This is a genomic window from Mycobacterium sp. (genome assembly GCF_036488105.1).
Classification (GTDB): Bacteria; Actinomycetota; Actinomycetes; order Mycobacteriales; family Mycobacteriaceae; genus Mycobacterium.
This window is the reverse complement of sequence record NZ_DASXHW010000287.1, coordinates 1-7359: the sequence shown is the minus strand read 5'-3', so window position 1 is coordinate 7359 and position 7359 is coordinate 1. Positions and strand designations below refer to the sequence as shown.

The 7359-nt window shown below is 64.7% G+C and carries 7 protein-coding genes; 5 read left to right on the top strand and 2 right to left on the bottom strand.

All coding sequences use genetic code 11. The features are described 5' to 3' along the window. On the top strand, nucleotides 1–1355 hold a 1355-nt coding region (locus tag VGH54_RS14765; protein ID WP_331512788.1), incomplete at its 5' end, for an FMN-binding glutamate synthase family protein. On the opposite strand, the gene VGH54_RS14760 is transcribed toward VGH54_RS14765, so the two are convergent. Then, entirely contained in the window at nucleotides 1352–2623 is a 1272-nt protein-coding gene (locus VGH54_RS14760) for a hypothetical protein (protein WP_331512787.1), read from the bottom strand. The genes VGH54_RS14765 and VGH54_RS14760 overlap by 4 nt on opposite strands. A gap of 194 nt (nucleotides 2624–2817) precedes the next feature. Here VGH54_RS14760 and VGH54_RS14755 point away from each other — a divergent pair, with 194 nt between their 5' ends. The 4 genes from VGH54_RS14755 to VGH54_RS14740 all read left to right on the top strand — a co-directional run bounded on the left by VGH54_RS14755 (nucleotide 2818) and on the right by VGH54_RS14740 (nucleotide 7031). Then, nucleotides 2818–4017: an NAD(P)/FAD-dependent oxidoreductase gene (locus VGH54_RS14755; protein ID WP_331512786.1), complete on the top strand. Its 1200-nt coding sequence runs from the start codon at nucleotides 2818–2820 to the stop codon at nucleotides 4015–4017. Next, entirely contained in the window at nucleotides 4017–5108 is a 1092-nt protein-coding gene (locus VGH54_RS14750; protein WP_331512785.1) for a methyltransferase, read from the top strand. Before VGH54_RS14755 ends, VGH54_RS14750 begins: the two co-directional genes overlap by 1 nt. 30 nt (nucleotides 5109–5138) lie before the next feature. After that, a complete protein-coding gene (locus VGH54_RS14745) occupies nucleotides 5139–5966 on the top strand; it encodes an arylamine N-acetyltransferase (protein ID WP_331512784.1) in 828 nt (275 codons plus the stop codon). A gap of 837 nt (nucleotides 5967–6803) precedes the next feature. After that, entirely contained in the window at nucleotides 6804–7031 is a 228-nt protein-coding gene (locus VGH54_RS14740) for a hypothetical protein (RefSeq protein WP_331512783.1), read from the top strand. A 15-nt stretch (nucleotides 7032–7046) separates the two neighbouring features. Here the strand turns inward: VGH54_RS14740 and VGH54_RS14735 are convergent. Then, nucleotides 7047–7359 (bottom strand): aminotransferase class I/II-fold pyridoxal phosphate-dependent enzyme (locus VGH54_RS14735; protein ID WP_331512782.1); only part of this gene is annotated, 313 nt, incomplete at its 5' end.

Sequence of the window (7359 nt, the reverse complement as noted above, 5' to 3'; positions counted from 1 at the left end):
CCTTCGACCGCGACGTTCGATCGTTGATCTACGAACGGGCCAAGGGCACCGCCGCAGAGTTGGCGTTCGGCACCGAGCGCGACATCGATCAGGTCGGCTACGAGTATCTGGTGCACACGGCGCGACCGGTCGAGCCGCCCGCCGAGCCGTTCCGGGTGCGGGTCGGTGGGCCCGATTGCAGGCAGCCGTACGACATGGCGTTGATGAACGTCTCCGCAATGAGTTTCGGGGCGCTGTCCGGCAACGCGTTGCGCGCGTTGAACAACGGCGCCCGCAAGGGTGGGTTCGCCCACGATACCGGCGAGGGCGGCCTGACCCCCTACCATCTTGGCGGCGCTGACGTGATTTGGGAACTCGGCTCGGGCTACTTCGGTGCCCGTACCAAGGACGGAGCCTTCGATCCAGATATGTTCGCGGCCAAGGCAGTTCATCCCCTGGTGAAATGCATCTCGATCAAGTTGAGTCAGGGCGCCAAGCCCGGCATCGGTGGCGTGCTGCCCGCGGCCAAGGTCACTCAGGAGATCGCCGGTTACCGCGGAGTTCCGGTCGGCGTCAAGTGCGTCAGCCCGGCCGCGCACTCGGCTTTCCAGACCCCGCGTGAACTGGTTCGCTTCATCGCCCGATTGCGCGAACTGGCCGACGGGAAACCGGTGGGATTCAAGCTGTGCGTCGGCTCACGGATCGACGTGCTGGCGACGTGCAAGGCGATGCTGGCCGAAGGGGTGACGCCCGACTTCATCATTGTGGACGGCGCCGAGGGCGGAACCGCCGCGGCGCCATTGGAATACGAAGACAATGTTGGACTTCCGCTCACCGACGGGTTGATGATCGTGCACAACGCGTTGGTGGGAACGGGCCTGCGGGACCGGATACGGATCGGAGCGGGCGGCAAGGTCGCGTCCGGAAACGACATCATCAAGCGCCTGATTCAGGGTGCCGACTACACCAACTCCGCCCGATCGATGATGATGGCGGCGGGCTGCATCCAATCGCAGCGATGCCACACCAACCACTGCCCGGTGGGCGTCGCAACCCAGGATCCGTATCGAGCCCGTGCCCTTGACGTCGCCGACAAGAGCGAGCGGGTGTACAACTACCAACGCGCCACCGTCGCGCAAGCCATGCGCATGATGGCCTCGATGGGTGTCTCGGAGCTGTCGATGCTCAACCCGCACATGCTGCGCAAGCGGATATCGCCCACCGAGCAACGCTCGTACGCCGAGCTTTACGAATGGCTCGAGCCCGCAGTGCTGCTCAACCATGCACCGGCCAGCTGGAGGGACGACTGGGAAGTCGCGGACCCGGACCGCTACGCGCCCGCCGGCGTCACGGTGAACGCGAGCCGACCGGTCTAGCTTCGGTGCCAGCGGTCTTGATGCTCGGCGTGAGTGCTCAAATACGCCCCAGGCCCGAATAGTTCGTCGTAGAAGTCAGTGTCGAGATGTTGGGCTTGTAGATACATCAGGACATGCACAGTCGGCACGGTGCCGGGCAGCTTGCCGAAGGTGTCGTAGATGTAGGACGCTTCACCGGTCACCACTTGTTGAATGCCCTCTGGCGGCAGCGCGGAGCCGCGCACCGTCTGGGTATCCGACCACGGTCCGGGCGTATCCGGGTGAAATGGCCCGCCAGGACTGAACTTTCGAGCCACCAGCTTCTCCACGCCGGCTGCCACCGACGGCACATGCGGCGGACTGAGGGTCTCGAAATATCCGGGCAGCCCGGTGGCGTTCGGGAAGGGCCAGCGCTCGTCGTCGTCGGCGACGAAGCCCAACCCCGGTGCCCGCGGATCACCGGAGCCGCCCAATATGGACAACCGGTCGAGCCCGTCGTAGGTCCAGCCGCCGAGCCCCAATGCCTGCAGCGCCAGCACCCCGTTGTTGGTGGCGATCGCCAGTTCCGCGCTGGCCTCAGTGATCGTGTACTGCTCGACGAACGACAGCGGAAGCGGGTCATCGGCATGGGGTAACGAAAAGCGGTCAAGGCCAGGGATATTGCGGCCGTTGATGTCGTCGGTGATCGGGTAGCCGTTGGCCGCGAAGAACCACAGGTTCTCCATCAGGTGCTCGGCGAGATCGGCCACCGGGAATGCCAGGAGGCTGCCCGGATGGTTTCCGATCCAGATGTTGTGGCCTTCCATATACGGTTCTTCGCGGGGCAGTTCCAGGCGGGCATCCGAAATCCGCACATACGACGCCGCGGTGTGACCGATCCACCCTTCGATGCTGTCGAATTCGCGCGGCGGCTCGTCGCGGTTGGGCAGCAGGTAGCTGCCGGTGTCGTCGGTGAAGAACAGCTGGCTGGTGTGGAAGCCCGCGGCGGACGGGAAGGTCCGGCCCGTCGCGCTTCCCGCGTAGTTGGGAAACGACGGGGCGTAGCTGGGGTTATGGGTGATTCCGAAATTCCAACCCGTCACTCCGCCGGTTACCGAAATAAGCAGGGCCCGTTCGACTTCTGACAGCGGTTGGATTGGCCGACGACTGGTGAAGGCCAGCGCCCCGGCGGGGATCCGGCCGCCGACCGGAAACCGGCGCGACCGCCGGCCCGTCAGCGCGGCGAACAGCGGGAACTGGGCAAGCTCGGCCAGCGCCGCCCGCTCGTGGTCGGAGATCACCAGGCTCACCGGTCCATCTTCTCCGCAGGTGAGGCGCCGCGATGAACTTTTCGTCGAATTATCGCGTGGTAGGAGCATAGGGTTTGAGAAGGGTTTTGAGATGAGTCCGCTGGTGATGGTCTACTTCTGGGTCGCCACGCCCGTCGTCGGGTACGGCCTGGTGAAACTACAGGCTTGGCTGGAGCGGTGGGACTACGAACGGCATGCAGAGGACTAGGGCGGGGCGTCTATTGAAATCCCGGATCCTGGTTGTCGGCGCGGGCGTGAGCGGCATTTCGGTCGCCCGAGGGTTGCTGCGTGACGGACACGACGTCGCCGTCTTCGACCAGCGCCCGAACGTGACCGCCGGCGGCGGCGCCGTGACGATCTGGTCCAACGGCGCAACGGTTCTCGACCAGCTCGGTGTCGACATGACCGGAGCCGGTCAGCCGCTGTCGGCCGTGCGGGTCATGACATCCACCGGCCGGCCGCTCGCCACCATGGACCTCGACGCGATGGTGAACCGGCTGGGCGCGCCGATTCGGATGGTGCCGCGTCGAGTCCTGCTGGAACGACTGCTCAAAGGCTTTCCGGCCGATCGCATCCGCTGCAACACCCGTGCCGCGCGGGTAGCGAATGACGGTAGTGGCGTACGGGTCGACTTCGAGGACGGCAGCTCAGCCGATGGGGATGTGCTGATCGGCGCGGACGGCCTGCACTCGGTTGTCCGCGATGTCGTCGGTGCGCCGGCTGCGAAGCCGACGGGGTGGTGCAGCTGGCAAGGCCTCGTCACCCTTCCCGTTATTCCCGAACCGCAGGTAGCCAGGATGATGATCGGCGAGCACGGAAATCTTGGCCTGTGGCCGGCCGGCGGTTCTGATCTGCAGTGGTGGTTCGACTTGCCCTGGTCGCCGGACTTTGTCAGGCCGCTGCGACCGATCGAGATGATCCGGTCGCATTTCGCGGGCTGGTCTGATCTGGTCGACGAGGTCCTCGCCACTCTGACCGACGACGATCTGGCCCCGTCGCCGTTTCCGCATTTTCGGCACCCGGTTCCCGGCGCCGGCGCCGGTGCGGTGACGTTGCTCGGCGATGCCGCGCATACGATGCCGCCCACACTCGCCCAAGGCACGAATCAGGCTTTGCTGGACACGATGGTCTTGTGCAAGGCGCTGTCAGATTTACCCGAAGGCGTCGATGTGAGCAGCGCCCTGCGCCAATACGAGAAGACCCGCCGGCGCAAGGTCAAGGCGGTGTCCTGGGTAACGACGCAGCAGGTGTCGCGCAGCGAGTCGGTGCTGCGGCCCGCCGCGCTCATCTCGGACCGCTTGATGACGTGGGTGCTGACGCGGTTCCTCGGTTGGGTCAGTCATCGCGATATCTCAACTGAGATCAGTCGTGCGTCGCTCGCCGAGGTGTGGTGATGTCGGCGACTGCGAAAGTGCCGCCTGCCGCGGCCGCCCGCGTCGTCGAGTGGGTGCGTCATCACCTGTATCGACTCAACCAGCGGTTGATGCCCGCGCCCGCGACGATGATGGAGATGATCATCGCGACCTGGGTGTCGCAGGCGATCAGCGTCGCTGCCGAACTGGGCGTCGCCGATGCCTTGGCCGACGGGCCGTTGACCATCGACGAGTTGTCGGTGAAGGTCGGCGCGGACTCGGACGCACTGCGCCGGCTGCTGCGCGCGTTGATCGGTAGAGGCGTCTTCGATCGTCGTCGCGACGGCCGATACGAGTTGAATTCCCTTGCCCGGACGCTGTGTTCGGATGCGGAGGCGTCGATGGTGTGGGCTGCCCAGTTTTACGGATCGCGCGAGCAACGCGAACGTTGGACACTGCTGGCGGATTCGATTCGCACCGGAAAATCTGTGGTTCCGCCTATGCACGGCAAGGAGAGCTTCGACTATTTCGCCGAGGATCCGCGACACGCCGATCTCTTCAACCGAACCATGGCCAGCATCTCGGAGTTGACCGATGCTTCCGTGGCGGCCGGGTACGACTTCAGTGTCTATCCCACGATCGTCGACGTCGGCGGCGGGCACGGCCCACTGCTGGCCACCATCCTGGCCGCGACGCCGCGCTCACAAGGTGTGCTGTACGACTTACCGGCGGTCGTGTCTGACGCACCAAAGATCTTGTGCGAGAGAGATGTGGCGGATCGTGTTCGCATCGAAGCGGGATCTTTTTTCGACAGCGTTCCGGCCGGTGGCGACGCATATGTGCTGAAGAACATCATGCACGACTGGCCCGACGAGAAGGCGGTCCAGATCCTGCGCAATGTTCGCGCTGCGGCAGGCCGACAAGCCACCATCCTGCTGGTGGAACTGGTGATCCCCGACCACGACCGGGACTTCCCGGGGAAATGGGCGGACCTGGAGATGCTGCTGAACTTGGCTGCCCGCGAACGCACAGCCGCCGAGTACCGAAACCTGCTCAGCCAAGCCGGATTTCAGATGACCCGGCTCGTCTCGACCGCATCGCCGTTGAGCCTGGTGGAGGCCCGCGTGGCGTGATCCGGCTGTCACTGGGTCACAATGGCCCACATGACGCTGGATCTGAACCGGTACTTCGAACGGGTCGGTTACCGCGGCGCGGCCGACCCAACCTTCGATGTCCTGCACGAATTGGTGACGGCGCACACCCAAACGATTCCATTCGAAAACCTTGATCCGCTGCTGGGCGTGCCGGTCGACGACTTGGGCCCAGTGGCGTTGGCCGACAAGCTGGTTCACCGGCGCCGCGGTGGCTACTGCTACGAGCACAACGGCCTGATGGGTCACGTGCTGGAAGCAGTCGGCTTCGGGGTGCGGCGGTTCAAGGCCCGAGTGGTCTGGACGATGCAACCTGGCGCGCCCGTACCGTCACAAACGCACACCCTTCTGGCGGTAAGCCTCCCAGAGGCACCGCAACTGTTACTGGTCGACGTAGGTTTCGGCGGTCAGACGCCGACGTCACCCCTCCGATTGGAGACCGGCAGCGTCCAGCAGACAACGCATGAGCCCTATCGTCTCCAGGATCGCCGGGGTGGTCTGGTGGTAGAGGCGCTGATCCGCGACGAGTGGCAATCGTTGTACGAATTCTCCACCAGGACAGCACCGCCGATCGATTTGAAGGTCGGGAGTTGGTACGTATCGACCCATCCGTCGTCGCATTTCGTCAACAACCTGATGGCCTCTCTGGTGACGGCCGACGGGCGATGCAACCTCTCGGATCGCCATCTCTCCATTCACCGCGACGGCAAGACCGAAAAGATCGTGCTGCCCGATGCCGCCGCGGTGGTCGACACGCTGATCGACCGGTTCGGAATCAACGTGGCGGACACCGGCGAACGCTCGGCGCTCGAAGCCCGTATCGACGAGCTGACGTCTTAACGGCTCGGCAGCCAGCCGCCCATTCGGCGCAGCGCCTCGGGGCCGTTCTGTACGATATAACGGTGATGACGTCCGGTACCCCGGACCTATTGCGCAAGAACAATGTTGCCGATCGGGTACAGATTGCGGCGAGGTTTTTTTCCGCCGGGGTTCGCGCTGCGGCGGAGCGGATCTGGCGGCGTGCGCGTTCCGCAGCAGAGTAGCGAAAGCTGCTCAGCCAAGCCGAATTTCGGGTGGCACTGGCGGCCTAGACGGCCTCCGCCAAGCGTGGTGAACCCTCGCGGCATAGCTTGCCGTAGGTTCTTTTGGGTCGCTGTTGCCTTTGCTCGAGGACTGAATTCGGCCACATTATCTCGTAGCGGTTGGCCATACGCACCCGAATTCCGCTGCTGTGTCGGCATACAACGGAGCGATGGCCATTTCCGCCCGTACCGAAAGCGAGTATGCGACTATCACGGGTGATGCGTCGATAACAGCGAACATCGCTGTGGCTCATAGGGGTCGGAAGTGAGGGGCGAGATGAAGTGGTCGATGGCTTCGGAACTGGGCTGTGTAATTGCGAGAACCGCTGGGGCCGTTGCACTGATTGGAATAGCCGCGGCGGGCGTAGCCGTTCCGGCCTACGCAGGGCCCGGCTTCGCAGGCGGTGCTGGTGCGCCCGCTCCGCTCGACGATCCTCCTGGCGTTCCCAGCAGCCCGTCTGATCCCCTATGCGCGACGATGCCCACGGTAGGCGTGTGCGCGTTCGGCCCATATGCCGGTGCAGCCAACCCGGCCAACCCCTCAGATGGTCTAGGTGGCGTCCCCACCAGTAACACCAGTACTGCATGCATCAGCATGCCTAACGACCCGGTGTGCGCTGGCGGGCCGTACGCGCCGCCGTCACCGCCACCTGCGGCCCCGCCGCCACCGGCTGCGCCAGCCGATGCGCCGATAGCGCCGCCGCCTGACGCGCCGTCGGCGCTTCCGCCTGACGCGCCGATAGCGCCGCCGCCTGACGCGCCGATCGGTGGCGGTATGCACGACTTCGGCGATATGCACATGGGCGATATGGGACGCAGATAAGCTAGCGACGCCGTTCTAACCGTTAAGCCAGCTGCCCATTCGGCGCAGCGCCTCGTCGATGTCGCCGGCAGGTCCGGCGAAGGAGAGCCGGACGTAGGAGCCGCCGCGCTCGGGATCGAAGTCGATACCGGGTGCAATCGCTACACCCGTGTCGGCCAACAGCTTTGAGCAGAAGGCCATCGAATCATCGGTGAAGTCCGAGACGTCGGCGTAGACGTAGAACGCGCCGTCGGTGGGTGCCAGCCGGTCGATACCGATGCCGCGCAAGCCGTCAAGCAGCGTCGCGCGGTTGACGGAGTACTCGAGTAGATGCGCGTTTGCTTCGTCG